Source organism: uncultured Shimia sp. (assembly GCF_947498095.1).
Lineage (GTDB): Bacteria > Pseudomonadota > Alphaproteobacteria > Rhodobacterales > Rhodobacteraceae > Shimia.
On sequence record NZ_CANMJE010000001.1, the window covers coordinates 127,535 to 151,345 of the forward strand.

Genomic DNA, 23,811 nt, shown 5'->3' on the forward strand with positions numbered 1-23,811 from the left:
GTCCAATTGCGAGCAGGCCTGTTCGGATGCACTGACAAAATGGAGTAGTGATGATGCTGGCTGATAGATACGGACTGACACTGACGACAAGTCTACCCGAGGCGCGGGACGCATATGTTGAAGGGCTTGATCACATTCTTGCAGCGACATTTGGCGCTAGTGAGGCTTTCTCTGCATCTGTAGCCGCCGATCCTGGATTTGCCCTCGGTCATGTTGGTCTTGCGCGAGCGCGAATGTACGAGGGCGACATGCCTGGCGCCAAAGAGGCAATTGCTTCGGCACTCTCCTGCGCATCAGGGTTAACCAAACGTGAGCAGAGCCATCTCGCGGTTTTTGACCTCTTGTTTCAGGGCCGTGTGCCCGAAGCCCGAGTCGCAGTTCTGGAACACTCTGAAAAACACCCGCGCGATGTCTTGGTCGCACAGATTTGCACCAATATTTTTGGTTTGATTGGGATGTCGGGCGAACCAGGTCGCGAAAGCATACAACTTGCTTATACCACCAAACTGTTTGACGCCTTGGGCGAGGATTGGTGGATAATGAGCGTGCACGGTCAGGCGCTGTGCGAGGTGGGACGACTCGACGAGGCAATGGCTGTAATGGACCGTTCTCTTGCGTTGAACAATGCCAATGCGAATGCCTCGCATTTCAAGGCGCATACACTCTACGAACAGGGGTTTGGGGAAGCTGGTCGCACCTACCTTGCCGAGTGGATTTCGAACTATGATACGCGCTCCTTGTTGCATGGCCATTTGAGCTGGCATCGCGCTTTGTGGGCATTGGAGCAGGAGGATGAAACGGAGCTTTGGTCGATTTACGACGGAGCGATAGCCCCGAATGCGTCCTATTCGCTGCCAATTAATGTTCTGACCGATGCTGCTGCTCTTCTGTATCGTTCTGAGATTGCAGGTTTCAAAGTGGCACCCGAACGTTGGAGAAATCTGAGCGATTACGCATCAAGATTTTTCCCAAATCCGGGCATGAGTTTTGCGGACATTCACAGTGCGCTGGCCCATGCCATGGCTGGAGATGGAGAACGACTTGCGTTTCTGACCGAAACGCAGTCGGGTTTTGCGGCAGACCTTGTCCGCCCCGTGGCACAAACTTGGGGTGCGATCGCGCGGCAGGATTGGACGGCTGCACTGCAACACCTAACGCCGGTTATGGCGGATCACGCTCGCCTCGGAGGCAGCCGAGCGCAGCGTGACTTACTAGAGTTGACTTACTTGAACCTGCTGTTGAGATCCGGACATGCTCAAGAGGCACACCGAACGGCAATAGCACGACGCCCGATCTTCAGTCATAGTGCGCCAGTTTCTGGCTTTGTCTGAATTGGCGGAGGCTTTCTTGACCCGTTAATTGCAAAGATCTCGCGTTAACTGAGTTTTGAACCGCCCTTTTGTCCGCCTGGCAGACACTTCGAAACAAAACCCACGCCCCTCTAAAAGAAAAACCCCGCCAGCCTGCGCTGACGGGGTCTCCCAATCCTGTTGGACGTTCGGCTTAAGCGGCCAGCGCGTCCTGCGCTTGTTTCACGATGGCACCAAAGGCTTCGGGCTCGTGAACGGCCAGGTCGGCCAGAACTTTGCGGTCCACTTCGATACCGGCCATGTTCAGGCCGTTGATGAAGCGCGAGTATGTCAGCGCTTCGTCGTGCGAACGGACGGCCGCGTTGATACGCTGAATCCACAGCGCGCGGAAATTGCGCTTGCGGTTCTTACGGTCGCGGGTTGCGTACTGGTTTGCCTTGTCGACGGCCTGACGCGCTACCTTAAAGGTGTTCTTGCGGCGGCCATAAAAGCCTTTTGCGGCCTTGACGACTTTTTTGTGACGGGCGTGGGTGACGGTACCACCTTTAACTCGGGACATATCTGATCTCCTCTAGCGTCTATTAGCGGTCGTAGGGCATGAAGCCCTTGACGATTTTCGCGTCGGGGGCAGACAGGGTGGTGGTGCCGCGTGCATCACGAATGAATTTGCGGGTGCGTTTGATCATGCCGTGGCGTTTGCCGGCCTGACCAGCCATGACTTTGCCAGTGGCAGTCACTTTAAAGCGCTTCTTAGCGCTCGACTTTGTCTTCATCTTGGGCATTTCCGTCTCCTTAAGTAGTCGGTTCTTAACGCGACTCGGCATGCCTCTCAGGCCGGTCGCGCGTACAGAGGCGCCGTATACGTCTGAAAACCGTAGGGAGCAAGGGGTTATTTAAGGATATCAGCGATCACAGCGACCACAACATTCGGCACGTCAGCAAGCTCATATCCACCGGGGTGACGAACATAGGCAAACGCAATGATCGCCGCGGCCAGAATGAAAGAGGCCATAGATGCCCGCGGCGCACGCTGATCGGCATAGGCCGACAACATTGCGGGGATCGAAAACAGCCCCAGCACCAAGCCGATCGTCAACAAATAGTCCGGTTGCATTCCTGCCTTGCCCCATGCCTTACAGGGTCAAGTTACTCGTTTTCCATGTTAAAAATCAAACGTTCATCGCACGGGGCAACCCGAAGGATGTTGGTTGTGCCCGGAACATTGAATGGCAGACCCGCTGTCACCACGATCTGATCGTCCGGGCCCGCAAACCCGCCACCCGTGGCAGCGCGCGCTGCAGCGACAACCGCGATCTTAAAGCGATGCACGTCATCCGCGATCACACAGTTGGTTCCCCAGCTCAGTGACAGGCGGCGCGCTGTTCCGCGCAGAGAGGTCAGAGCGATGATCGGCACCCGTGGACGCTCACGTGCAGTCAAAAGCGCTGTCGTGCCCGATTCGGTGAAACAGCAGATTGCTTTGATCGGCGTGGTTTCGGCCACTTCACGGGCGGCCGCGACAATCGCGTCGGCAACACTGTGGCGCGGTGCACTACGGGAGGCTTCGATAACCTGACGATAGGTTGCGTCTTGCTCGACCTCAACGGCGACGTCGTTCATGGTTGAAACCGCTTCGATCGGGTATTGGCCTGCGGCGGATTCCGCTGACAACATCACCGCGTCCGCTCCTTCGTAGATGGCACCAGACACATCACTGACCTCGGCCCGTGTCGGCATCGGGCTTTCGATCATGCTTTCGAGCATCTGGGTGGCCACGATCACGGGCTTGGCGGCAAAGCGGCATTTGCGAACCAGACGTTTCTGGATTGGCGGCACACTGGCGACTGGCAATTCAACACCAAGGTCGCCGCGCGCCACCATGATCCCATCGGAAGCCGCAAGAATCGCGTCAAAGCGCTCGACTGCAGAAGGTTTTTCGATCTTTGACAGGATCGCAGCGCGCCCCTGCGCCAGTTCTCGCGCGTCGTTCACATCTTCGGGGCGCTGAACAAAACTCAGCGCCAGCCAATCTACGCCCAGGCCACAAACAAACTCCAGATCATCGCGATCTTTTTCTGAAAGCGCCGCCAAAGGCAGCATCACATCGGGGACATTGACGCCCTTGCGGTTGGAAATCGTTCCGCCCGCCACCACAACGCAGTCGGCAAAATCAGGCCCACAGTCTGTGACCTTCAAGCGGATTTTCCCATCGTTCACCAACAGGGAAGCGCCGACTTCTAGTGCCTCAAAAATCTCGGGGTGAGGCAGGCAGACGCGCTTTGCGTCTCCGTCTGCCGGGTTCAGATCCAGACGGAATGACGCCCCTTCTTCCAGCTCTTCAGACTCGTTGGCAAAGACGCCAACACGCAGCTTGGGGCCCTGAAGGTCGGCCAGAATGGCGATCGGGCTGTTCAAGTCTTTTTCGACCTGACGAATAATACGATGCTTTTCGCGGATTTCGTCATGCGAGCCGTGGCTCATGTTTAGCCGAAACACATCGGCCCCAGCCTCGTGCAGTGCACGGATCATGTCGTAGGTTTCACTTGCTGGGCCCAGTGTGGCCACGATTTTCACGTTTCTAAGTCGTCTCATCCATCCATCATCCGTCTACACGCCGAATTGTTAACGCTAACATTGCCTTCGGCGCTTATGGCGCAATTCCCTTTCCGAAGCAACTGTCCTAAGTCTCTTGCGGAAGGACTTAACAGGCATATGACACAGCAACCATTTCACATCCATGGCGCAGAGCGCAAATCGCGCTGGCTAATCACCGTCGACCACGCGTCCAACCGCGTTCCAGCCGAGATCAACGGCGGCGATCTGGGACTGGACCCTGCCGACATGGAACGCCACATCGCGTATGACATCGGCGCGCTTGGCTGTTCCTTGCGGCTTGGCGAACTCCTGGACGCGCCGGTGATTGCATCGAACTTTTCACGGCTGGTGATTGACCCCAACCGGGGTGAAGACGATCCCACTTTGGTCATGCATCTTTATGACGGGACCATCATTCCGGCGAACCGCCACATTGATGAAACCGAGATTGAGCGTCGCAAGACTGCCTACTACCGGCCCTATCACGCGGCGCTGGAGAACCTCGCCGCTTCGCGTGTCGATGTGATCCTGGTCGCCATGCACAGCTTTTCTCCCAAGCTCAATGGCCGGTCTCCGCGCCCGTGGGAGATTGGCGTATTGCATGCGCCACAAGAGGATCGGTTTGGTCTCGCGCTGATTGATCGGCTGGAACAAGAGGGCGATCTGACTGTGGGGGACAACGAACCCTATGCTGGCCACTTGCCCGGAGACTCGGTGGATCAGCATGCCTTTCACGATGAACGCCTGAATGCACTGATCGAACTGCGCCATGACGAGATTGACACGGAAACCAAACAGCTCGCTTGGGCGGAACGGCTTGCGCCGATCTTTACCGAGGTGCTGAAAAGCTCGGGGCTCTGAGATATGCCGCATTTGATTCTGGAACATGACGTTGCTTTGGCCAAGACGCACGATCTTGCTGCGCTCTCACAAGCCCTGTTCGACGCGGCCTGCGCCCACCCGGTCTTTGCTTCAGCGCCCAAGGCCGTCAAGGTTCGCACCCTTCTTTTTGACAATGGCCGCAGCGGTGTCAGCCCTGAAAGCTACGCCCATCTCACGATCCGCATGCTGACGGGCCGCAGCACAGAACAAAAAAAGGATGTGGCCGAGGCCATGCTTGCCGTGCTGGCAGATCAGCTGCCCAGTATTGGTAGTCTGAGTGTCGAGCCGGTCGAGATGGACCGCAACACCTATACCAAGCGCACGCTCTGACCCGGACGATTTCGATCCGGATTTCCTTGTTCCTCACGGTCTGAGACCCCATATTTGGGGGAGAGAGGCACTGAAATCGTCGAAAGGATAGATCCATGACTTACGAGTCTCTGACGGCCTTCTTTGGCTGGATGACCGTGTTGAACTTTGGTTTTCTGGCCCTGGCTGGGTTGGGCATGCTGGGCGCACGTGGCTGGGCCACGAGGCTTCATGCACGCATGTTCAACCTCGACGCAACAGACGTCAGCATGGAATGGTACCGCTTTCTTGCACAATGGAAGATCCTGACAATTGTCTTTGCGTTGACCCCCTATCTTGCCCTGCGGCTTGCCGGGTAACCCCCAGACTCCTACAACCACGCCCAACATCTGACTTTCCAAGAGGACATCATGGACATCGACCCGCAAACCCAGATCGAACTGGAGGCCGCCGCCTTCCGCACTCTTCGCGAACACCTGATGGAAAAACGCACCGATGTGCAGAACATCGACATGATGAACCTCGCCGGTTTCTGCCGCAATTGTCTGTCGCGCTGGTATCAGGAAGCCGCCAATGAACGCGGCATCGAGATGGACAAAACTCAAGCGCGGGAAATCTACTACGGTATGACAATGGACGAATGGAAGGCCAATTATCAGACCGACGCCGGTCCGGAGAAACAGGCAGCCTTCAAGGTTGCTTTTGCCGAAAACGTCGAAGAGGATAAATCCTGATACCCTTGTAGGTCGGGCAAACTTGTCCGACCTACCTATGACCCGTTCATGCGCGTGGCGTACCTGTGGTCCTCGAGAATTACCTTGGGTCGGTTTCATTGGACCGGTCGCGCCGCGTAATCTAAGCTTGCTCCTGTTGCCACGTTTGATTTGCAATATCCCTTTTCAGGAGCACGCCGGGTGTCATTTAAAAAAGTTCTGATTTCAATTGCCAGCCTACTGACATTTCTCTTTTTGCTTGGCTGGCTGGTGCTCAGCTCAGCCTTGTTCTCCGGACTGCGCACGACGTTGACCGAAGGCATCCTGACAAAACAGCTGGGACGTGAGGTCCAGGTGGCCGGTGATCTTCGGATCAGCCCGGGTAGCACGGTTGGCGTCATTGCCGAAGATGTTGTCCTGCCCAGTACCTCGATGCCCGACACCGATCTCGCGCGGCTGGGAAGACTGGCCTTTGATCTGTCGCTGAGCGATCTGGTCGGGGGAAAGCTGACCCTGAGCAATCTCGAGGCCGACGGCGCGGTCTTCTCTCTGATCGTGGACGAGTCCGGCACTAACTCATGGCAGTCCACAAAAGAAAAACCGGCCAAGGCGCATTCGGCAAGCGGCTCCAAGCCCGCTCTGGATCCGTGGTCGCTGTTTGCCGATCGTAAGATTGGCCTAGCAAACACAAAGCTGCTGTATCTGAATGCAGTCACTGGGTTGGACCTGGACCTCACCTTGGAGACCCTTGTTGTGCAACGCGATGCGGCTGACGCTCCGCTCGTGTTGGAAGGTTCTGGCGACCTCAATGGTGAGGCCCTGACTCTTGCTGCCAACCTGCCCAAGGACGCGCCACTCACAGCCGAAGTGAGTTTTGATCAGGTCAAACTCACAGCATCCGGCACACCGATCTCGACGGACACGCCCGGCAAACGCTCTATCGCCCTCTCCGCAAACATTCACAAACTCTCGCAATTCCTCGACATCGTGAAACTGCAAAAACCCATAGAAGGCACCGGGCAGGTCTCGGCCATCTTCACCAGCGGCGACGGTCCGGCCCGCATCGACAAACTCAACGTTGTGGTCGACCTCGACACTGGGCAAAGCGTCGTTGTGACCGGAAATATTGGCGAGTTAGGGAATCCCGAGGACGTCTCGCTCACCACCCGCATCCGCCTCTATCCGGAAGATGCTGAGCCGCCAAAGACCAAGTCCCGACGAGAATTGAAACTGATTGCTGTGGACATGGTGATCGACAGTGTTCCGGGGCAGATCGCGCAGCGCAGCATGAAGATCGTTACCAATGGCTTCACCATTGATACTCAAGGCGTGGGACCGGCCCCCATCACTGTCAGAAAACTGTCGCGCTCTCCAGACGGCAAACTGCGGCTGGGCAATGTCAATTTGCGTATCGGCCAACCGGAAAACCCCTTTCTGATCCTGGATGGAGCGGTCGGCGACGCGCTAAAGTTGGCTGAAGTAGATGGCACAGGTACACTTAAACTTACGACCGCTACTCTGCTGTCACCACTTGCGTTTCAAGACTCTGACCACCTTGGGCATCTCGCAGGCGGGTTCAAACTGCGCGGTAACATTCAGGAACTTGCCCTTTCCGATCTCAAGACCACCAGCCAAGACACCGACCTCTGGACACTGAGTGTTACAGGCTCAGTCAAGAACGTCATGCGCTTTCAGGACGTGGCGCTGAATATCGAAGTCGATGTCCCTTCGAGCAAAGAATTACTCGAAGCCATGACTTTGGAGCCAATTGAGATTGAGCCTGTCCTTCTTAAGATGGATCTTGCCAGTCAGGGCGACGAATGGAACGCAACCGCTTCGGTCCAAATTGCCGAGTCGAACCTTGACCTGAAACTCGATCTCGATGAGGCCACTGCCGAACCTATCGTTCAGGGGCTCGTCGAAAGCGACATGATCCAGATCGACCACCTGCGTCATATCTTTGATGTGGTGTTGCAACTACGCAAACTGATGCCCAATGACGATGTGGACCCCCAGCAGGACGAGATACCGGACGACGTACCCGTATCCGGGCCATTCAGCGATGTTTCACTATTGCCTATCGGTCAGGCTGCCTTGGTTTCCGGTATTAACGCCGACCTCGAAATCGATCTGCGTAAGATCGAGGGTTCTAGAGGGCTCAGTTCACTTCACAGTGAATTGCAGCTTAACGAAAAGGAACTGACGGCAGGTCCGGTCGAGTTTCAATATGACAGCATCCACGCAGATGTAACTGGGCGAATCGACCTGACCCAAAGCGAGCATGTACTTGAGCTTAAGGGGTCGACGGGCGGTTGGCGCCTGCACGAAGTGCTTGAGCTGATCCACTTTAAAAAATCAGCAAGTGGAACCCTTTACTCCAACTTTGACATTAGTGGCCCAATTACCTCGGCCCGTGCGTTTCTGTCTGGCATGAATGGCAACGCAACAGTCTCAATGAAGGACGGCAGCATTGACACACAGCTGCTAGACCTTGCCGGGCTTGGCGTCCTGCCGTGGCTGTTCACAAAACACAAAGACCAGGCCGCACCAATCAGCTGCTTGCGGGCACCCTTTGCGATTTCCAATGGCCGAGTCTCGACCCAAAGAACTGCCGTGGAAACCAATCAGGTGCAGATTGTCGTCTACGGCGACGTTGATCTGAATGGGCGCACGATAGACATCTACGGCCAGCCCCGAAAAATTGGTGAGCCGCTGTCACGCAGCCCATGGCCATTTTCTTTGTCCGGATCGCTCAACAAGCCCAAGGTCAAAGTGAAAGACGGCCCAAAGCGCCTTAAACGCAAGGATGGTGCAGACACGATGCCCGCACAGCGAAAGGCCTGCGTGCCGGATATCCTGCAGCTGCAGTAGTCGGAGCCATGAGCAATACCTTGAGAGGGGTCCACATCGCATGATCGCCTATGTCACCGTTGGAGCCGATGATATGGTCAGCGCTGAACGGTTCTATTCATCGTTCCTGCCATCCCTTGGCTATACACTGGAGCGCTATCACGGTGACCTGAGTTACCTGCCGCCCGGCACGCCGGGACAACCTTCTGTTTCGCCCGACTTCTACGTTAAGCGCCCCTTTGACGGGGAGCCAACCTCGGCCGGAAACGGGGCGATGGTTGCGTTTCAGGCGCGCGATCAGCAACAGGTTCGTGACCTTTACGCTGCTGCGCTTGCTGCGGGTGGTTTTGACGAAGGCGCGCCAGGCTTTCGCGAGGCCTATGGCCCGCAATTCTTTGTGGGTTACCTGCGCGATCCACACGGCAACAAAATTGCCCTGTTCTCAAGCAATCCGGACGATCCCGGAAGGGACCGCTGACTCATCCGCAAGATTGGACACGGACGCAACGGCCTGCCAGACTGCGGCCATGAAACGTCTTCTTCTCACCGGCCTGATTGCGGCCTCTGCCCTCACCCTCGGCCACACTGTCCCCAAGGCTCAGATCAGCGAATGTTCAGTCGATGCCATGCTGGTCTTTGATGGCTCAACCTCGATGGACGAGATCACCTTTGAAACCGGCCCCAACACCCGCATCACCGAGGCCCGGCGGGCCATCCGTCAGGCCATGCCCAACATTGAACCCTATCGCCGCGTGGGGCTTTTGATTTACGGCCCCGGCCCCTATGGGGCCTGCGAGAACCTCGATCTTCGATTTGGCCCGATAGACAGGGCGGCAGGTCCGGTGACCGACGCCATCGATACTTTGCAACCCGACGGCCTGACCCCATTGACCGAGGCCGTCAAACAAGCGGCCGAGGCCCTGAACTACCAGAATGAACCGAGCGTCGTCGTTCTTGTCACCGATGGCAATGAAACCTGCGGCGGGCGCCCCTGCGAGATGGCCCAAACATTGCGCGCCTCTGCCCGTGATCTGACCGTCCACGTCATCGGCTTTCGCGCTGTTGTCGACTTTTTTGCCTGGAACAACCCCGAACAGGACGCCCTGAACTCCACCACGGTCGCCCGCTGCCTCGCCGACGAGACCGGAGGCCTGTTCGTCACAACCCAGACTGTCGACGAATTGGTGGCGGCACTACAACGCACGCTGGGTTGCCCGGTGATTGGGTGAGGTTTGCCGTGTGGCGAGCTTAGGCAGTTCATCGCAAAGACACATTTCAAGAGTCGCTGAATGTCAGTTATGCGGACGAGCCTGTCCTCCTCTTTGGCAGGATCAACGGCTGTTCTGAGATTACTTCACTCGCAGAAAATGCGTCGACGAGTAACCGCCAGTTTCACCCTTGAGATCGAAAAACGTTAGCACGGCCTTGGCTTTCTTGTTTTCGTACAGCTAGGGTTGAAACGACCATTGTCTGGGGAGCTAAGGCTTTGGTCTACGCAACTTTTAGCGTGACTACAAAAAGGGGAGAGGGGACAACATGACAGACAAAGCAATACATGTTGCAGGCACGTTTGATACGAAGTCGACGGAGCTGAATTTCATTGCGGATCAGATAAAAGCTGTAGGTGTAGCCGTGAAAACAGTCGATCTATCGGCTTCAACCGGACATGTCAGCACGGCGGAAGTCACCGCTCAGGACATTGCGGCGTGTCATCCCGATGGGGCAAATGCTGTTTTCACAGGGGACCGCGGAACGGCTGTGTCCGGCATGGCGCAGGCGTTTGCCTGTTGGGCCAAAGAACAAGGTGAAACGATTGGCGGCGTCATCTCGGCTGGTGGGTCGGGTGGAACAGCGCTCGCAACGCCAGCAATGCAGGTTCTTCCGATTGGGACACCAAAGGTCATGGTGTCTACTGTCGCCTCAGGCAATGTAGAGCCCTATGTCGGCCCCAGCGATATCATGATGCTGTATTCGGTCACCGACGTTCAGGGTGTCAACGCGATTTCGCGGAAAGTGCTGGGAAATGCGGCCTCTGCAATTGCAGGCATGGCAAAGTTTGGCAGCGAGACGGCGCCTCAAGCCGACGAAAAGCCGGGCGTCGGCCTGACCATGTTTGGGGTGACAACAAACGCGGTTCAATCCGTGATAAATCATATCGAGCCAGACTATGAACCGTTTGTGTTCCATGCCACGGGTGTGGGAGGGCGGTCCATGGAAAAACTCGCAGACGGTGGGTTTTTCGACGCTGTGATTGATCTTACCACAACTGAAGTGTGTGACATGTTGTTTGGCGGCGTTTTCCCAGCAACCCAAGACCGGTTTGGTGCAGTGATCCGTCAGAAAATGCCTTATGTCGGATCAGTCGGCGCACTTGATATGGTGAACTTTGGCGCACCCGGCACTGTGCCTGAGCAGCACAAAGATCGTCTTTTCTATGAGCATAACCCGCAAGTAACCCTGATGCGAACAACACCTGAGGAAAACGCACAGATGGGGGCGTGGATCGCACCCCGATTGAACGAAATGGAGGGACCCGTGAGGTTCTTGCTGCCTGAAGGCGGCGTTTCAGCGCTGGATGCAGAAGGCATGCCTTTTTACGACCCCGAAGCGCTCGCAAGCTTGTTTGCGGCAATCCAAGAGACATTTGTCGCAACAGAAAATCGCAAGCTGATCACAGTTCCCCACAATCTGAATACACCTGAATTCGCCAATGCTGCCGTGGCAGCGCTGCGCGAGATATCGAACTAAAGGACCAAGACAATGCCAAAATTCGAAAGAGAAGAACTTCTGAAAAAGTTCCGCGATATGCGGGACAAAGGCATCCCAATCGTTGGTGGCGGTGCTGGAACAGGTTTGTCCGCGAAATGTGAAGAGGATGGTGGGATTGACCTCATCGTTATCTACAACTCAGGCCGATATCGTATGGCGGGGCGCGGGTCTTTGTCGGGCCTTCTGGCTTATGGCAACGCCAATGAGATCGTCAAAGAAATGGCGTCAGAGGTTATCCCCGTCACCAAGCATACGCCGGTATTGGCAGGGGTGAATGGCACTGATCCGTTCTGCAACTTTGATATGTTTCTTGATGACCTCCAGCGACTTGGGTTTTCTGGTATTCAGAACTTCCCGACTGTTGGTCTGATCGACGGTACATTCCGTGCCAACCTCGAAGAGACCGGCATGTCCTATGCGCAGGAAGTCGAAGTCATTCGCCTCGCCTCTGAGAAAGGCATGTTCACCACGCCTTACGTGTTTGGCGAAGAAGATGCGGCTGCAATGGCCAAAGCTGGTGCGGACATCATCGTTTGCCACCTGGGTCTGACCACAGGTGGAAATATCGGCGCGGAAACAGCTGTCACGCTCGATGATTGTGTCGACAAAATTGATGTTTGGTCTGCAGCGGCGCTGGCCGTCAATCCAGACACAATCATCCTGTGCCACGGCGGCCCAATCGCCATGCCTGAGGATGCTGAATATGTCTTGAAACGCACAAAAACATGCCACGGCTTCTACGGGGCATCGTCAATGGAACGTTTGCCGACAGAAGTGGCTCTTGTCGCTCAAACCAAAGCTTTCAAGGACATTTCATTCTAATGGCCGGTGTCTAAGTACACTATATTGCCTGCCCTTACCGACGGTTACTTGGTAGGGGCAATTCGAACAGCATATAGATATGCTCGATTTGAATAAACTGTAGGGCGCAACACCTGGGGGGCGGCAAACGATGCGTGGCGGCAAACTGCGAATCCGGATTCTACTTTGATACCGAAAGTGGTCTTCAGCTGTTCCACAGAAACTTGGTAATCTGGGCTCCATCTGCGACGCAGCAACCCCTCTTAAAGTACCCAAGAGCCGTAAGAGAACAAAAAGAAGGCCCCGGCTGTGCACCGGGGCCTTTCGAGAACCTCAAACCTTAACGCCGTAACAGCTCCGAAATTTCCACAAACCGGGAGTTTTGCCCACCGGGTCGATCAGATCGCCGCTTTCAGGCTTTCATCGAGGTAAATCTCGCGCAGACGTTTGGCGATGGTGCCCGGCGTGCCGTTGCCCAACTGTGCGCCGTCAATCTCAACAACTGGCATCACGAACGCCGAGGCCGAAGTCGTAAATGCTTCATCTGCGTCCTTGGCCTCGTCGATGGTAAACAGGCGCTCTTCGATTTCCATCTGCGCTTCTTCTGCCAAGCGCAGCACGGCCTTGCGGGTAATGCCGTGTAGGATGTCGTTGGACAGCGGACGGGTGATGATTTTACCGTATTTGACGATATAAGCGTTGTTTGAGGTGCCTTCGGTCACATAGCCGTCTTCGATCATCCACGCGTCATCAGCTCCGGCTGCCTTGGCCATCATCTTGCCCATTGAAGGGTAGAGCAATTGAACCGTCTTGATATCGCGACGCCCCCAACGGATGTCTTCAATCGAGATAACCTTGGCGCCTTTTTGGGCCGCAGGGCTATCGGCAAGACCCGGTTTGTTTTGCGTGAACAGAACGATGGTCGGCTTGGTGTCTGCAGACGGGAACACAAAATCCCGATCACCATCTGAGCCGCGCGTGACCTGCAGATAGATCAGACCTTCATCGATGTCGTTCACCTCAACCAGCTTGCGGTGAATGTCCAGCAGTTCATCCTTAGTGCAGGGTTCGGCCATGTCCAATTCGTCCAGTGATCGCTTGAGCCGCACTGCGTGACCTTCAAAGTCGATCAGCTTACCGCCCAGCACCGAGGTCACTTCGTAAACCGCATCAGCCATCAGGAACCCACGGTCAAATATCGAAATCGTGGCTTCGGTTTCAGGCAGGTATTCGCCATTTACGTAAACGGTGCGTGTCATGTTGGTCTCCTTAGCCCCAGAGCGCCGCTGCGGGCGGATGCACTCCGGAATCGTCAAAAATCAATGGTTGGTCGCGGTCTTCGGCCAACAGAAGCGGTCCGTCAAGGTCCGTTACCATCGCACCCTGCGCAACAAGTGTTGCCGGGGCCATGGCTAGCGATGACCCGACCATGCACCCGACCATGACTTTGTAGCCTTCGGCCAGCGCCGCGTCGCGCAGTGAAAGCGCTTCGGTCAGCCCACCGGTCTTGTCGAGTTTGATGTTCACAACATCGTACTTGCCCTTGAGTTTGGACAGGCTTTGGCGGTCATGACAGCTTTCGTCGGCGCACACAGGCACCGGTCGATCCATTCCGATCAGCGCTTCGTCTTCACCAGCTGGCAAAGGCTGTTCAACCAAAGCAACACCAAGCCGAACCAGATGCGGGGCGAGATCGGCATAAACCTCGGCGCTCCAGCCTTCGTTGGCGTCTACAATGATCGTGGATTTGGGTGCACCAGCGCGCACGGCTTCTAAACGGGCCATGTCATCAGGCGTGCCCAGCTTGATCTTGAGCAAGGGGCGAAAGGCATTCTTGGCAGCCTGAGCCTGCATTGCCTCGGGTGTGTCCAGTGACAAGGTATAGGCAGTGATCTCGGGGCTCGGCTTTGGCAATCCGGCCAGTTCCCAAACACGCTTGCCTGCCTTCTTGGCCTCAAGATCCCACAGTGCACAGTCCAGCGCATTACGCGCGGCACCCGCAGGCAACGTGTAGAGACCTGCGCGAGACACCGGGCCTTTGACGCCTTCGATCAGGTCGGTCACGTTTTCAAGGGTTTCGCCGTAACGCGCATAGGGCACACACTCGCCCCACCCGGTCACTCCATCCTCGCTCACACGCACTGTTAGCACATTGGCTTCGGTTCGGCTTCCGCGCGAGATGGTGAACACCTGCGCCAATTTGAACACGTCACGGGTGACGGAAATCTCCACAGGCTTGCCCCTTTTTCTTGTCAAAATTCCTTCGCTGGAAGCATCCATCGGATGCTCCCAATCGAGTCGCTTGCCAGTTTAGAGTGCCGCCAGCGCGTCCACCAGCTTGCCCGCGCCAAAGCGGAACGGATCGGTTGCCGGTAGGTTCATTTCGGCCTCAAGCTCGGCAAGATAGGCCTTGGCTTCGTCTTCACCCATGTGCTGCGTGTTGACCGAAATGCCGATCACTTCGCAGTTTGGGTTCGCCACTTTAGCAAGGGGCAGAGCCGTATCGCGCAATGCGGTAAGCGATGGCAATGAATAGCCGGGCAAACCACGCATGTGGTCACGGGTTGGCTCATGCGCCAAGACCAGTGCATCGGGTTGACCGCCATGGATCAGAGCCATCGTCACGCCTGAATAAGACACGTGGAACAAGCTGCCCTGACCTTCGATATGATCCCAGTGATCTTCGTCATTGTCGGGAGTCAGCCATTCAACGGACCCCGCCATGAAATCCGCCACGACTGCGTCCAAAGGCACGCCATCGCCGGTCACCAAGATGCCGGTTTGACCGGTGGCGCGGAACGTTGACTTCATACCACGTGCGCGCATCTCGGCATCCATGCAGAGCGCGGTGTACATCTTACCCACGGAACAATCGGTTCCGACGGCAAGGCAACGTTTGCCCTTGCGCTTGACGCCATTGGCGATGGGATAGTCGACCTCAGGCACGCGCACGTCGTGCAATGTACGACCACACGCCTCAGCAACGGCGACGAGATCAGGTTCGTCACGCAGCAAGTTGTGCAGGCCGGAGGCAAGGTCATAGCCTTCTTCCAGCGCCATCACCAAAACCTTCTTCCACTCTTGGCTGATCACGCCGCCGCGGTTGGCCACGCCAATGACCAGTGTCTTAGCGCCTGCCTTGCGGCCCTCAACCAGTGACATGTCGGTCAGGCCCAGATCGGCGCCACACCCTTCCATGCGGAATTGGCCAACGGCGTTCTCAGGACGCCAGTCCTTGATCCCGATGGCGACCTTGGCAGCCAGTTGGTCGGGCGCGTCGCCCAAAAATAGCAGATACGGAGTTTCGATCATCGACATGGCGCACATTCCCCTCAACGCAAAGATTCACGTCAATTTCCACATCTTTGGGCGCAAAGAGGTACGAAATACGGCGATTTTCACCACAGAATCTCAAATTTCTTGTGAGAAATGGGGATTTCTTGGAGTTTCCTCCCATAAGGACAGGAAATCTGACTTACTTTCTTGCGCTATCAGCTCAGAATCGACCCTTGGGGGTCGCTCAACCCGAATCCCCTACTCTGAGCACCCCATGACGGCAGACGATCGGACTGTAGATTGCAAACAAGAGCTCTCTCAACTCAGAATTCCCCCTGAATTGGCGAGGCGCAGCGGGCGCCCTCCTGAATCCGACAGCACGGCTGACGTTATTCTACCGTTTCCTGCAGTCTGCTATACAATCACCGCCGCATTGCAGCGCGTGAATGCTGCAATCGCAGAATTTGCTTGCGAAGGGGTGCGCAATTTAATATCGCTTCGCACATCAAATTCGTAATTTCCTTACCAAGAGGCCTCGAACGACATGAGCTTTCGCCCACAGCCCGCCGCCCCAGCCCGCCCTAACCGCTGTCAATTGTTTGGCCCCGGTTCGCGTACAGAGCTGTTTGAAAAAATGGCCAAATCAGCGGCTGACGTGATCAACCTTGATCTCGAAGACAGTGTCGCACCGGGCGACAAGGACATCGCTCGCAAGAACATCATTCAGGCCACCCACGAAGTCGACTGGGGCAACAAAACCCTGTCGGTTCGGATCAACGGGTTGGACACCGAGCATTGGTACAAGGACGTCGTTGAGTTGCTGGAAGGGGCGTCAGATCGCCTTGACCTGATCATGCTGCCGATGGCCGGATGTGCGGAAGATGTTTATGCGCTGGAGGCGCTGGTCGCGGCAGTGGAAAAGGCCAAGGGACGCACCAAGCCGGTCGGCTTTGAAGCCATCATCGAAACTGCCGCAGGTATCGCCCATGTGGAAGAGATTGCCGCCGCCAGCCCGCGGATGCAGGCCATCAGCCTTGGGTACGCGGACTTTGCCGCCTCGATGGGCATGCAGACCACTGGAATCGGCGGCACGCAGACCAACTACTACATGATCAATGAAGGTGAAAAGCACTACACCAACCCGTGGCATTGGGCGCAGGCCGCGATTGTCGCCGCTTGCCGCACGCACGGCGTCTTGCCTGTCGATGGGCCGTTTGGCGACTTTTCGGACGATGAAGCTTTTGTCGCACAAGCCCGCCGGTCGGCCACACTGGGCATGGTCGGCAAATGGGCGATCCACCCCAAACAGGTGAAACTGGCCAACGAGGTCTTTACGCCCTCAGCTGAGGCCGTTGCGGAAGCCCGGGAAATCCTGGCTGAAATGGAAAAGGCAAATGCTGCAGGCATGGGTGCCGTGACCTACAAAGGCAAGCTGATCGACCAGGCGTCGATGAAACAAGCCGAAGTGATCGTGGCGCAGGCCGAGCTGGCCGCAGGCGAGTAATTGGTTAGCGATAATCGATTTGGGGCGGCGCAATTGTGCCGCCCTTTTTCTATTCCGGGGGCAATCTCAAACTGCCATGCATCACCCGAACTGTTACCGCGTGAAGCACAATCCCCAATAGCCAGAACACCAGAACCCACTGCACCCACATCGGCCCGCCAGTCACGAACAGGTTCATCATCAACAGAACCGGAAAGACGAGCGCAAAAACCCACAAGTGAAGGTGAAGCCCTTTAATCTCTTTCACATGGGCCTTGGTCATTTCGCGCGTTTGTGTCGTTTCAAGACCCATATCTTTGCCCCTCGTCAGCGTTTCCACATCGGTTTCAAATGCAGTGGCGAGGCTTTTGACGGTCTCCAGTCCCGGTGTCTGGCCATTCTCAATCCTTTGAATGGTGCGAGGCGACAGCCCAGCAATGGTCGCCAGTTGTTCCTGCGACCACCCGAGGGCCAGCCGTTTTTCTCTGATCGACATGAGGTCCTTACCCATTTGCATTGGCCTCCTATGTGGGGCAGATCGCCCGCTGGCACCACGCCAGCAACCCGACAGCCATAGGACATCACCGTGACAGACGTCGATTACTCCGGGCAGCGACTGGTCTCAGGCACGTTCGTCTTTTGGAGATCCCATCACCACATATGACGTGATCGCATGGACTTGCGGCAAGGTGCCCAAAACGTCCGTATGAAAGGCTTTGTAGGCCTCAAGAGACTCTGCCTCAACACGCAAAAGATACTCAACAGCCCCGGTGATATTGTGACACTCGCGGACTTCGGGTGCGCGGGAAATGGCACGTTCAAACGCTTCTTGCGAGGCTTTGGTATGCGAATTCAACCCAACCGTGACATAGGCTGCAAAGCCACCGCCCAAAGCCGTGCGATCCAGAACCGCGCGATAGCCTTTGATGATGCCAGCGCGCTCCAGCTCTTGTACCCGACGCAAACAGGCAGAGGGAGACAACCCAACACGATCTGCAAGCTCAAGATTGCTGATGCGCCCATCACGTGACAATTCTTGCAATATTTGCTCGTTTATTTGGTCCATCTTAGCCATTCATTGCAAGATTTTCACAAAAATTCGCAAGAACGCAACCCCGTTTCTTCAAATCTGGTCTCTATTGCGCTTATGAACATAGAAATCCTCACCGCCTTGGCGACATTTGCCTTCGTGTCGTCCATCACCCCTGGACCCAACAACCTGATGCTCATGGCATCGGGTGCGAATTTCGGATTTCGCCGAACGATCCCCCATATGCTGGGCATCGGCATCGGTTTTACGATCATGGTGGTTCTGGTGGGTGTGGGCCTGATGAGTGTGTTCGACCGATTTCCGATCACGCACACGATCCTAAAGGTCTTTAGCGTCGCCTATCTGCTGTGGCTGGCATGGCGGATCGCCAACGCCGGCGCACCGGAAGGGCGCAAAGGCGAAGGGCGTCCAATGACGTTCATACAGGCCGCGCTGTTTCAATGGGTGAATCCCAAGGCTTGGACGATGGCCCTCACGGCGATCACGCTATATGCGCCGGATCGCTCTTTCTTGGCGGTGCTTTTGGTTGCGGCGACATTTGGGGCCATCAACTTGCCCTGTGTCAGCAGCTGGACCGTTCTGGGACAACAAATGCGAAGGCTCTTAACACGCCCCAAACTGTTGATCGCATTCAATTGGGTTATGGCCGCCCTGTTGGTGGCGTCACTTTATCCAGTGCTTTTGACAGGCTGACGCAAGATCGTCCGCAGTTTTTCCGGCGCGGTTCTGCGTGGGTCAGACAGGTAAATCTCGTGATGCAGCCCGTTAAACGTAAGACCCAAATCAGGCATGATACGTTGGTGGAGATCAGCCAGTTTCTCTGCCTCATCCGTATATGGCCCGACGTGCAAGGTCTGCAGGCTGTCACCTTCGGTCACCGTATGAAAAAATAGATCGGAGAGCCGTGAGGTGTCTGCCTCCTTTTTTGTCAGCCTTGCGCGCACAGTCTCGCAAGCCTGCTGAAAGTCACTTTCATCAATCGTATCGGGAACACGCAGTTGCACCTGCCATCGCCAGTCTTCACGCGCACCGGACACAAACACCGTTGGATCCTCTGCCCACCATAAGGCTTCCAGCGGTGGCACAACAAAATCCGCACCCTGCGCCTTGGCCATGAATTTGAGCCCATAGGCAGTCGGGTAAAGCGCAGCCAGTGCGGCGGCATAGCCCGGACCATTTGGATCACCAGCCCCCTCAATCGCGACAAAACTGATCTCAGGAACACTCAGCCGAACCCATTGGTCCACCTTGCCGGAATACAGAGGTTTGTCGGTCTTTTTGAAATCCAGTTTGGTCATGCCATCGCTCCTTGCGTAGGACATCTCACGATTATCACACCTTCCTGTCCAAAACTGTCAGCAATGCGCAAACAGAAATGACTTTCCCCCTATCGCGCATTCTTGCAATTACCCAGCGTCACAGTCATATAACGAGACACAAGATTTGCCCGGGACCGGACTATGACAAACTATCTCGACTTTGAAAAACCGCTGGCTGAAATCGAAGGCAAAGCCGAGGAACTGCGTGCGCTGGCACGGCAGAACGAAGAGATGGACGTTGCCGATGAGGCCGCGGCGCTGGATCGCAAGGCCGCCGACCTCCTGAACGACCTTTACAAAGACCTGACGCCCTGGCGAAAATGCCAGGTCGCTCGTCACCCCGAGCGTCCGCATTGCAAAGACTACATTGAGGCGCTGTTCACGGAATACACACCGCTTGCCGGCGACAGGAACTTCGCCGATGACCATGCTGTCATGGGCGGTCTCGCACGGTTCGAAGGTAAACCGGTCATGGTCATCGGCCATGAGAAAGGCACCGACACCAAGTCGCGGATTGAACGCAACTTTGGCATGGCCCGCCCCGAAGGGTATCGCAAGGCGATCCGCTTGATGGAAATGGCTGACAAGTTCGGCCTGCCAGTGGTGACATTGGTCGACACGCCCGGCGCCTACCCCGGCAAAGGCGCCGAAGAGCGTGGACAATCTGAAGCCATCGCGCGGTCTACTGAAAAATGCCTGCAGATTGGCGTACCACTGGTGTCGATCGTGATCGGCGAGGGTGGTTCTGGCGGCGCTGTGGCCTTTGCCACGGCCAATCGCGTCGCCATGCTAGAGCATTCGGTCTATTCGGTGATTTCTCCCGAGGGCTGCGCTTCGATTCTCTGGAAAGACGCCGAAAAGATGCGCGAAGCGGCTGAGGCGCTGCGGTTGACTGCGCAAGATCTCAACAAGCTGGGTGTTGCAGATGTCATCATCGAAGAGCCCAGCGGGGGGGCGCACAGGGATCGCCAGACGACGATCAAATCCGTTGGCAACGCAATCAGCGGCATGCTCAAAGAGATGGACAATCAGGGACCCAGGGAACTGATTAAGTCGCGTCGCGAGAAATTCCTGAAACTCGGGGACAAAGGCCTCGCGGCCTGATCTTTCCCGACGGCCCGCGCGCGTCTAAGCTGCAAGCATGTTGGGCATTCTAAGCAACACGACATTTCGACGATTATTCTTGGCGCAAGTCGTTGCCCTGATGGGCACCGGCCTGCTGACCGTGGCACTTGGACTCTTGGCCTATGACCTCGCGGGCAATTCTGCAGGCGCCGTTTTGGGCACTGCCTATACGATCAAGATGATCGCCTATGTGGGCCTGTCCCCCGTGGCGGCTGCCATAGCCTCGCGCCTGCCACGCAAGCAGGTGTTGGTTGCGATGGATCTGTTACGAGCGGCAGTAGCGCTGAGTCTGCCTTTCGTCGATGCGGTCTGGCAAATCTACGTCCTGATCTTTTTGCTGCAATCGGCCTCGGCGACATTCACGCCTGCGTTTCAGGCCGTGATACCCGACATTCTAACCGACGAACGAGATTATACCCGCGCTCTGTCGCTGTCGCGGCTGGCCTATGACATCGAGAATCTTGTTTCCCCAGCGCTAGCAGGCCTTTTGCTGATGATGATGGACTTTCACTGGCTCTTTGCCGGAACCGTGGCAGGGTTCCTGTGGTCGACCGCCCTTATTCAAGTCACACGCCTGCCATCGCAACGCTCAGAGCCGCCCCGGCCCTTCGTTGAACGCGTGACGCGTGGCACATGGATTTACCTCTCCACGCCTCGGCTCAGAGGGTTGCTGGCCTTTAACTTTGCCGCCGCAGCAGCAGGCGCCTTTGTTCTGGTCAACACGGTCGTCATGATCCGCGGGGTGTTTGGCCTGGGCGAGACACATCTGGCCTATGCGATGGCGACGTTTGGCGGCGGCTCCATGCTCTCTGCTCTACTTATCCCAAGCTTGCTGGATCGAGCGACAGATCGCAGTGTCATGAGACTTGCCGCTCTGATGCTGGCCTGCGTGACCCTGGTCCACGGGGTGTTGTTTGCGACGTTCGGGCCGATGCGGTGGGAAGTGTTCTTGGGCTTCTGGTTCGCATCAGGCGTGCTTTATTCGGCCATCCTGACCCCGTCAGGGCGACTGTTGCGCCGGTCCGCCCATCCTGAGGACCGCCCAGCACTATTCACCGCACAGTTTGCACTGAGCCATGCTTGTTGGCTTGTGACGTACCCACTGGCCGGATGGGCTGCGGAATTGGTGTCGCTGCCATTTGCTCTGATCTTACTAGGGGCACTGGCGGTGATAGCGACCGTGGTTGGCATGGTGGTCTGGAAAGACCCCGCGCATCAGGATCTAACCCACAGTCATCCTGACCTGCCACCTGAGCATCCTCATTTGCGCGCGCATGACGGTCAGCGGCGCCATACCCATGAAATTGTGATTGATGATGAGCACCGCGTCTGGCCAACCCAAGGGTGATCAGCGCGCCAACATCTTGAGGCCCTGGGTCACATCGGATCGCACAGCCAACCGCAATCCCGGTTCATCTCCGGCCTTGAGGGCCGCGATGATCAGGCGGTGAAAGTGCGGCGGTTCGCTTTTGCGGAACCGGCCATAGAGCGCACGCATGGTGGGGCCAAGTTGCAACCAGACAGTTTCAGCCATCGCAAGCATGGCCGGAGCTTGCGCACGAAGATACAGGGTTCTGTGAAATTCAAGGTTGGTTCGAATGTAACTGACGGCATCGCGATTTTCGACCGCCTCTGTGACGTTGCCATTGATGGTCTGTAAACGTTCAATCAAGGCAATATGCGCCCGTGGCAGGGCCCGGCTCGCCAGCTCAACTTCCAACAACGCTCTGAGCGCCGCCAACTCTTCGATACGCTCGCTGCTCAATTCTGGCGTGGACACACGTCCGGAGTTCGACAAAAACAACGCCCCTTCGGCTACAAGGCGGCGAACGGCTTCGCGGGCAGGCGTCATGGACACATCAAATTCTTTGCCAATGCCCCGTAAGGTCAGTGCCTGACCCGGTGCAATTTCGCCATGCATGATCCGCGTGCGCAAACGGCGATAAACACGATCATGGGCAGAGCTTGAGAGGTCTTGGGGGCGTGTTTGTGTCAGCATACGTCAAATGTGATCACAAATCTCCTGGCGGTCAATCGCCAAATCGAAAGCGATGCAGGGTTTCGCCGTTTTGCCGCAGCCAATTGCGCTGTTCTCGATAGGGGCCGTGAATGGCTTCCACTTTGGCCCAGAACGCGGGGGAATGGTTCATCTCGGCAAGATGTGCGGCTTCATGCGCTGCGACGTATTCCAGAACCGCAGCCGGCGCCATCACCAACCGCCAGCTGTACATCAAGGCCCCCTTGGATGAGCACGAGCCCCAGCGCGAGCGCGTATCACGCAGCGTAATGCGCGTGTATGGACGGCCGAGCCGTTCGGCATAGCGGTCCGACGCAGCAACCAATCTTTCGCGGGCAATCTGCTTGAGAAAGGCCTGAACCCTCGCAGACATACGTTCGGGCTTGCCAGGCACGAGCAAACATCCGTCTTCAACGCGCACAAGACGTCCTGAGCCCGCCGCAATCCGCAAGAGGCGCCCCTCTAGGGCGATGTCCTCTCCTAAAGCCACATGCACCCGGTCCGGACGCTTTGTCAGCTGCCCCCTGACCCAATCTTCTTTTTCCCGCACAAACGCCATGCCCTCGCGCTCTGGCACTCCATTTGGCAGAGTCAGAGAAACACGGCCATCCAAACGCGACACACGAAGCGAAATTCGCCTTGCGCGAGCCGAACGGCGCAATACCACCTGAATTGGTGGCTCACCCGGCAAGAAGTGTTGCGTCATATGCTCTCCTGACTGAGTCGCGGTGCGATACCCTTTGACACGCCGCAACACTTATGGCAGTTGGCCCGAACCGTCGACAAGACTCATGAGAATCTAAAGGGGATCTCCCATGCCCAAAGAAGAATGGGGCGTCAAGCGCGTCTGCCCAACAACCGGCAAACGTTTCTACGACCTGAACAAAGACCCGATCGTAAGCCCCTATACCGGCGACAAGATCGAAATCCACAGCGGTAAGAGCCGCATGATCGAAGCGGATGCCGAAGATGCGGCGACGCTGAAAGCAAAAGCGGCCGAGACATCGGGCGATGACGAGCTTCTGGTTGATGACGATTCCGTCGATCTGGAACTGGAAGATGATGTGCTGGATGACGATGACGATGACGATAGTGTCTCGCTCGACGACATCGCGGACGTGCCTGCAGAAGACGAAGAAAATTAATGCCAGAGGGCGGGATTTTTCGCTTGATCCCGCCCCGGCATACGCCTAAATAGGCGCGCACAAGCAGAGATGCTTGTTGATTTTTGGGGCCTTAGCTCAGCTGGGAGAGCGCTACAATGGCATTGTAGAGGTCAGGAGTTCGATCCTCCTAGGCTCCACCAAATTC

27 protein-coding genes and 1 tRNA gene are annotated in these 23,811 nt (G+C 56.4%); 16 read left to right on the forward strand and 12 right to left on the reverse strand.

The genetic code is table 11. The annotated features are described in order from the left end of the window. The first annotated feature begins 53 nt into the window (after positions 1-53). Positions 54-1,331 carry a tetratricopeptide repeat protein gene (locus Q0932_RS00640; protein WP_299348485.1) on the forward strand — a complete coding sequence of 426 codons (1,278 nt, stop codon included), beginning with the start codon at positions 54-56 and terminating at the stop codon, positions 1,329-1,331. Between the two features lie 172 nt (positions 1,332-1,503). Here Q0932_RS00640 and rplT read toward each other — a convergent pair whose 3' ends face one another. From rplT to pyk, 4 genes are all read right to left on the reverse strand, one after another. Beyond that, entirely contained in the window at positions 1,504-1,869 is a 366-nt protein-coding gene (gene rplT / locus Q0932_RS00645; RefSeq protein WP_299348488.1) for a 50S ribosomal protein L20, read from the reverse strand. Between the two features lie 22 nt (positions 1,870-1,891). Further along, positions 1,892-2,092 carry a 50S ribosomal protein L35 gene (gene rpmI / locus Q0932_RS00650; protein ID WP_027263382.1) on the reverse strand — a complete coding sequence of 67 codons (201 nt, stop codon included), beginning with the start codon at positions 2,090-2,092 and terminating at the stop codon, positions 1,892-1,894. 107 nt (positions 2,093-2,199) lie between these two features. Further along, entirely contained in the window at positions 2,200-2,424 is a 225-nt protein-coding gene (locus tag Q0932_RS00655) for a hypothetical protein (protein WP_299348491.1), read from the reverse strand. Between the two features lie 32 nt (positions 2,425-2,456). Beyond that, a complete protein-coding gene (pyk, locus tag Q0932_RS00660; protein ID WP_299348493.1) occupies positions 2,457-3,902 on the reverse strand; it encodes a pyruvate kinase in 1,446 nt (481 codons plus the stop codon). A 120-nt stretch (positions 3,903-4,022) separates the two neighbouring features. On the opposite strand from pyk, the gene Q0932_RS00665 reads away from it, so the two are divergent. The 9 genes from Q0932_RS00665 (at position 4,023) to Q0932_RS00705 (ending at position 12,250) form a co-directional block, all read left to right on the forward strand. Beyond that, entirely contained in the window at positions 4,023-4,766 is a 744-nt protein-coding gene (locus Q0932_RS00665) for an N-formylglutamate amidohydrolase (RefSeq protein ID WP_299348495.1), read from the forward strand. A gap of 3 nt (positions 4,767-4,769) precedes the next feature. Further along, positions 4,770-5,117: a hypothetical protein gene (locus tag Q0932_RS00670; RefSeq protein ID WP_299348498.1), complete on the forward strand. Its 348-nt coding sequence runs from the start codon at positions 4,770-4,772 to the stop codon at positions 5,115-5,117. A 95-nt stretch (positions 5,118-5,212) separates the two neighbouring features. Next, the gene (locus Q0932_RS00675) at positions 5,213-5,455 is read left to right on the forward strand and encodes a DUF6868 family protein (RefSeq protein ID WP_299348501.1); all 243 of its coding nucleotides are present in this window, start codon (positions 5,213-5,215) and stop codon (positions 5,453-5,455) included. Between the two features lie 57 nt (positions 5,456-5,512). Continuing rightward, a complete protein-coding gene (locus tag Q0932_RS00680) occupies positions 5,513-5,830 on the forward strand; it encodes a DUF1244 domain-containing protein (RefSeq protein WP_299349632.1) in 318 nt (105 codons plus the stop codon). A gap of 180 nt (positions 5,831-6,010) precedes the next feature. Then, complete coding sequence (locus Q0932_RS00685; RefSeq protein ID WP_299348504.1) at positions 6,011-8,680, forward strand: AsmA-like C-terminal region-containing protein; 2,670 nt, start codon at positions 6,011-6,013, stop codon at positions 8,678-8,680. Positions 8,681-8,720: 40 nt separating this feature from the next. Continuing rightward, positions 8,721-9,137, forward strand: a complete 417-nt coding sequence (locus Q0932_RS00690; RefSeq protein WP_299348508.1) for a VOC family protein — start codon at positions 8,721-8,723, stop codon at positions 9,135-9,137. A gap of 49 nt (positions 9,138-9,186) precedes the next feature. Beyond that, a complete protein-coding gene (locus Q0932_RS00695) occupies positions 9,187-9,888 on the forward strand; it encodes a VWA domain-containing protein (protein WP_299348511.1) in 702 nt (233 codons plus the stop codon). A gap of 307 nt (positions 9,889-10,195) precedes the next feature. Then, positions 10,196-11,407 (forward strand): Tm-1-like ATP-binding domain-containing protein, encoded by a 1,212-nt coding sequence (locus tag Q0932_RS00700; RefSeq protein ID WP_299348514.1) that lies wholly within the window; start codon positions 10,196-10,198, stop codon positions 11,405-11,407. A gap of 12 nt (positions 11,408-11,419) precedes the next feature. After that, positions 11,420-12,250, forward strand: a complete 831-nt coding sequence (locus Q0932_RS00705; protein ID WP_299348517.1) for a phosphoenolpyruvate hydrolase family protein — start codon at positions 11,420-11,422, stop codon at positions 12,248-12,250. A 377-nt stretch (positions 12,251-12,627) separates the two neighbouring features. Here the strand turns inward: Q0932_RS00705 and Q0932_RS00710 are convergent, their stop codons facing one another. The 3 genes from Q0932_RS00710 to dgcN form a co-directional block, all read right to left on the reverse strand. Then, the gene (locus tag Q0932_RS00710; RefSeq protein WP_299348520.1) at positions 12,628-13,488 is read right to left on the reverse strand and encodes a D-amino-acid transaminase; all 861 of its coding nucleotides are present in this window, start codon (positions 13,486-13,488) and stop codon (positions 12,628-12,630) included. 10 nt (positions 13,489-13,498) lie between these two features. Then, positions 13,499-14,461, reverse strand: a complete 963-nt coding sequence (gene dgcA, locus Q0932_RS00715; protein ID WP_299348522.1) for an N-acetyl-D-Glu racemase DgcA — start codon at positions 14,459-14,461, stop codon at positions 13,499-13,501. Between the two features lie 78 nt (positions 14,462-14,539). Next, positions 14,540-15,541 carry an N-acetyltransferase DgcN gene (dgcN, locus tag Q0932_RS00720; protein WP_299349634.1) on the reverse strand — a complete coding sequence of 334 codons (1,002 nt, stop codon included), beginning with the start codon at positions 15,539-15,541 and terminating at the stop codon, positions 14,540-14,542. A 508-nt stretch (positions 15,542-16,049) separates the two neighbouring features. On the opposite strand from dgcN, the gene Q0932_RS00725 reads away from it, so the two are divergent. After that, positions 16,050-17,009 carry a CoA ester lyase gene (locus tag Q0932_RS00725; protein ID WP_299348525.1) on the forward strand — a complete coding sequence of 320 codons (960 nt, stop codon included), beginning with the start codon at positions 16,050-16,052 and terminating at the stop codon, positions 17,007-17,009. Positions 17,010-17,058: 49 nt separating this feature from the next. On the opposite strand, the gene Q0932_RS00730 is transcribed toward Q0932_RS00725, so the two are convergent. Both Q0932_RS00730 and Q0932_RS00735 read right to left on the reverse strand, forming a co-directional pair. Continuing rightward, a complete protein-coding gene (locus Q0932_RS00730) occupies positions 17,059-17,499 on the reverse strand; it encodes a helix-turn-helix domain-containing protein (RefSeq protein WP_299348528.1) in 441 nt (146 codons plus the stop codon). Between the two features lie 111 nt (positions 17,500-17,610). Then, a complete protein-coding gene (locus Q0932_RS00735) occupies positions 17,611-18,063 on the reverse strand; it encodes an Lrp/AsnC family transcriptional regulator (protein WP_299348531.1) in 453 nt (150 codons plus the stop codon). 72 nt (positions 18,064-18,135) lie between these two features. Here Q0932_RS00735 and Q0932_RS00740 point away from each other — a divergent pair, with 72 nt between their 5' ends. Further along, positions 18,136-18,732, forward strand: coding sequence for a LysE family translocator (locus tag Q0932_RS00740; protein ID WP_299348534.1), 597 nt, complete (start codon positions 18,136-18,138; stop codon positions 18,730-18,732). On the opposite strand, the gene Q0932_RS00745 is transcribed toward Q0932_RS00740, so the two are convergent. Next, positions 18,708-19,337 (reverse strand): GyrI-like domain-containing protein, encoded by a 630-nt coding sequence (locus tag Q0932_RS00745; RefSeq protein ID WP_299348537.1) that lies wholly within the window; start codon positions 19,335-19,337, stop codon positions 18,708-18,710. The two genes, Q0932_RS00740 and Q0932_RS00745, sit on opposite strands and share 25 nt — an antisense overlap. A 162-nt stretch (positions 19,338-19,499) precedes the next feature. On the opposite strand from Q0932_RS00745, the gene Q0932_RS00750 reads away from it, so the two are divergent. After that, the gene (locus tag Q0932_RS00750; protein WP_299348540.1) at positions 19,500-20,462 is read left to right on the forward strand and encodes an acetyl-CoA carboxylase carboxyltransferase subunit alpha; all 963 of its coding nucleotides are present in this window, start codon (positions 19,500-19,502) and stop codon (positions 20,460-20,462) included. A 37-nt stretch (positions 20,463-20,499) separates the two neighbouring features. Continuing rightward, positions 20,500-21,831, forward strand: coding sequence for an MFS transporter (locus Q0932_RS00755; protein WP_299348543.1), 1,332 nt, complete (start codon positions 20,500-20,502; stop codon positions 21,829-21,831). Here Q0932_RS00755 and Q0932_RS00760 read toward each other — a convergent pair whose 3' ends face one another. Then, positions 21,832-22,482 (reverse strand): GntR family transcriptional regulator, encoded by a 651-nt coding sequence (locus tag Q0932_RS00760; RefSeq protein ID WP_299348545.1) that lies wholly within the window; start codon positions 22,480-22,482, stop codon positions 21,832-21,834. Positions 22,483-22,513: 31 nt separating this feature from the next. Further along, entirely contained in the window at positions 22,514-23,206 is a 693-nt protein-coding gene (locus Q0932_RS00765; RefSeq protein ID WP_299348548.1) for a SprT family zinc-dependent metalloprotease, read from the reverse strand. Between the two features lie 109 nt (positions 23,207-23,315). On the opposite strand from Q0932_RS00765, the gene Q0932_RS00770 reads away from it, so the two are divergent. Together Q0932_RS00770 and Q0932_RS00775 are read left to right on the forward strand one after the other, a co-directional pair. Then, a complete protein-coding gene (locus Q0932_RS00770; protein WP_299348551.1) occupies positions 23,316-23,645 on the forward strand; it encodes a TIGR02300 family protein in 330 nt (109 codons plus the stop codon). Positions 23,646-23,730: 85 nt separating this feature from the next. Continuing rightward, a tRNA-Ala gene (locus tag Q0932_RS00775) sits at positions 23,731-23,806 on the forward strand. The last annotated feature ends 5 nt before the right edge of the window (positions 23,807-23,811 follow it).